This window comes from Bacillus sp. JJ722, assembly GCF_036963345.1.
GTDB lineage: Bacteria > Bacillota > Bacilli > Bacillales > DSM-1321 > Bacillus_AD.
This window is the reverse complement of the sequence record NZ_JBALMO010000206.1, coordinates 1-3,511: the sequence shown is the minus strand read 5'-3', so window position 1 is coordinate 3,511 and position 3,511 is coordinate 1. Positions and strand designations below refer to the sequence as shown.

The following is a 3,511-nucleotide window of genomic DNA, read 5'->3' as shown; positions in this document are numbered from 1 at the left end:
GTTTCATTTGATTCACCATACTTTGTAAATATCTCATTATATTATTATATCATCCATAATCCCACATAATCGAATAAAGTATCTACATTTACAAATATTAGTGTGTTACTTAAGAGCTCTCAGAGCGATGCTGGATAATGCATTAGCAGGGTAGGAACCATAAACAATTTACATATTCACAATTCAACATAATGTCCCTTTTGTTGAATTGTGAATACACATGTAAATTAAGAGGCTATAATTAGCTTCCTTAATATCTTATCGTTAATTATTATGTCACTATAATTCGAATAAAATTCATCTGGATTATAGTTTATAAATACAAAAGTCAAGGCATACACCTTGGCTTTGCTGCTACTCAATGAAATTGACAAATAGCGCACCAAGCTATTTGCAAGCACATTATAGCATGTCTATTTGTTGCTGCGGTTGTTTTTATTTGAATTTGGGTATATTATAAGTATAAGGACTAAAGCAATTCACACAATAAAAAGAGGATCAAGATGCGCGAACATCTCAATCCTCTAATCATATTAGCTACACCGCAATGTAAGACTGCGGTGGCGAACATAAGACTGAGCTTATTTCACCTTTGGGACAGGGATTTGGCTTAGTCTTTTTTACATGCAACGATTATTGCAACAACTAAGGACGCGAAAGCAATCATAACTAATAGTATATCTGTTGTTACGACCATACAATCCCCCCCTTCTGTCCCTAGTTGGGAACCGGGGGTGCCACCGCGTCATACCTGCCAAATGTAGCTTCTATTATTATAGCATATATCACCCTCTTTCAGTATATTTTCACAGAAACATATGTTCGCTTTTCAATCGAAATCCTTTTATGTTGAATTGCGAACATATGTTGTATAATACATAAAGAGGTGATTTTATGCGAATTCAACGTGAAAAAGATGGTGCTAAATTAGAAGAATTGAAGATGACTCTTCCCTTCTATATTGTAAAATACTTAGAGCATATTGGTCTGAATATGACAAACACATCAGCACTTTCATATACTTATAAAATAGTAGATTTCTTGGAATGGTTGATAGAATATGGCCACTCCACTGCAACAAGCTATCAACATGTTACTCTCGAAGAATTAGAATCTCTTTACACAGAAGACTTTGATGCCTACCGTACATACCTAATGAGTAGACCTAACAGCAAGTATCATGGAAACAAGTTTTACAAATCAAAGAACTCAAATACTACAATTAGTAATAAAATGAGTGCACTTAAATCATTTTTTAAATTTCTTTCTAAGACGAAGGTTCGAGGAACAAACACAACTTACTTAAATCAAAATGTCTTAATGGATTATGAAGTTCGTGTTAAAGCAGATGAAGAAGGCGCTGCTTCCAGGATAAAAATGAATATATTACAAGAAGAAGAAATGTTTGAGTTCATTGATTTCGTTTTACATGAATACGGAACTTTAGATCTCCATCCTGTCGCACTTAATATGTGGAATAAAAATAGAGAACGCGATGGTGCAATCATAGCGCTCCTTTTACATAGCGGTTTACGTGTAAGCGAGTTGATATCCATCCGTATAAAAGATATTAATTTAGCTCTGAATTGTGTCATGGTCGAAAGAAAAGGTGCGGACGATAATGATACAAAGCCTGTATATTTTAGTGAGTATGCTGCTGAAATTTTAGAGGATTATATGGAGATTAGGCAGAATAGATATGCTGCTGAGAACTTTGAAAATTCCCCTCTATTCGTTACTACAACCAGAGGTAGTTATGCCAAACTCATTAGTAAAAATACTGTTCAAAAATTAGTAATGAAGTATGCTACTGCCTATGGGAAACCTTATTTAACAGTTCATGATTTACGTCACAGCTTCGCTACTTATTTACTTAAGGAGACAGGAAATATTCGTATTGTCCAAGAGACATTAGGGCACTCTAATATCAAAACAACCCAGAAATACACTCATATATTAAATGACGAAAAGCGTGAAAATATTCGACAGGCATTTAAAAAGAGAGCAAATAATTAAAAGTTGTTCCCTTTTTATGCCGTTTATGCCTATGTACGTAAAATGAGAACAACCAGACGAGTAGCTGTTCTCATTTTACGATGTATGATTTTTTTAATTCGTTAATGATTTCAGACCCAGTATATCAGAATTATCAATGTGCATCAATCGAATTATATAATACTAAGTCATAAGTCAACTGCAATTTTAATAACCCAACCAACATGCATTAGTGTTATTTTAACTTGATCAAATATTTATCTGAAGGCTATATATTTCTTGCCTAAGTTTCAGCCAATTAAAGAGACTATACAGCCATCTTGTATATCCAATCAGTGTTAGGTGGTTTAAATACGATAAATCAACTTATTGTTCACTTAATTAGTATTTAGTGACTATTTAAACGAACGAGATTGTAGATTCATATTGAAGTGAACCATCTGTCCCCTTTAAACAAAAATCCTTTTACTTGCCCCTCTTAGAATGGGTTCAAAAACGGTAAGAAATTTAATACTCATCGGGGCTGCTTTTGGTAAATCCGTAAATATAAACACACAAAATGTAGGTGATATTATGTTAAGCGGTGCTGGAAAACCAAGTTTTACATATAAATTTAACTCTCACGAGGAAATGATTCTTCTTACTTCTGGCTATACTCATGTAGCAAATCACCATTTTTTATAAATTAGAGGGGTAGCTGCTTTTTTATAATGTGCTTTAATCAATTGTTATCAAATGTATTTTTACAAATCAAATCAAGAAGTAAGAAAATCTAGTTTCTCCCCTTCACCGATTACATTAAACTTACATAGGAGGTTATTAATTACTATGCAACATAAAAGACACAAAGAAAAACTAGATAAAATGGTACTCACTATGCCCTTCTATGTTGTTGAATATATAGATGATAAATTGGATACTCGCTCCCCCTCTACCCTTTTAAATTATCTTCATGATTACAAAATGTTTTTTGAATGGTTAATGGCCGAAGGTATAGCAAAGTGTGAAGCTATGCGTGATATTCCGCTTGAGTCGCTAGAACATTTAGAATTGGATCAAGCTAAGTCATTTTTTAAGTTCTTACAACGAGAAGAAATACAGGTTACTAAAAAAGAGACAAAGAAACGTGAAAAGGTCTCTATTTCAAGGGGAATTTCTGCCCTCCGCTCCCTCTTCTCTTACTTGACTACTCAAACAGAGATTAAGGAAGGTTCAAAAAAAGGAGAACCATACTTCTATCGTAATGTTATGTTAAAAATTGAAGTAACTAAGGTAAAAGAGACACTTAGTTCTCGTGCAGCCAGGATGTCACGAAAGATATTTCATGACAATGAAGACGTTCAATTTCTCGATTATTTAAGGCACGATTTTGATCACGGTTTAGGACCGAAATCAAAACAATTAAGTTACTTTAAAAGAGATAAATTAAGAGACATAGCCATTTGCTCTTTATTTTTGGGAAGTTGTATTCGACTTGTCCAGCTTATTAAAGAATTATTTTTTCCCGAAAAAAAGA

General features: G+C 33.5%; 2 protein-coding genes and 1 pseudogene. All 3 read left to right on the top strand.

Annotation, left to right across the window (positions count from 1 at the left end):
* Nucleotides 1-894: 894 nt before the first annotated feature.
* Complete coding sequence (xerS, locus tag V7014_RS20950) at nt 895-2,016, top strand: tyrosine recombinase XerS (protein ID WP_335509967.1); 1,122 nt, start codon at nt 895-897, stop codon at nt 2,014-2,016.
* Between the two features lie 462 nt (nt 2,017-2,478).
* A complete protein-coding gene (locus tag V7014_RS20945; protein ID WP_335509965.1) occupies nt 2,479-2,679 on the top strand; it encodes a hypothetical protein in 201 nt (66 codons plus the stop codon).
* A gap of 144 nt (nt 2,680-2,823) precedes the next feature.
* A pseudogene (locus V7014_RS20940) lies at nt 2,824-3,511 on the top strand (tyrosine recombinase XerS); the annotation flags it as partial.

What these genes read in the sequence shown, in the direction of transcription:
- xerS (WP_335509967.1), top strand. Translation starts at nt 895, where the DNA reads ATGCGAATTCAACGTGAAAAAGATGGTGCTAAATTAGAAGAATTGAAG.
- V7014_RS20945 (WP_335509965.1), top strand. Translation starts at nt 2,479, where the DNA reads ATGGGTTCAAAAACGGTAAGAAATTTAATACTCATCGGGGCTGCTTTT.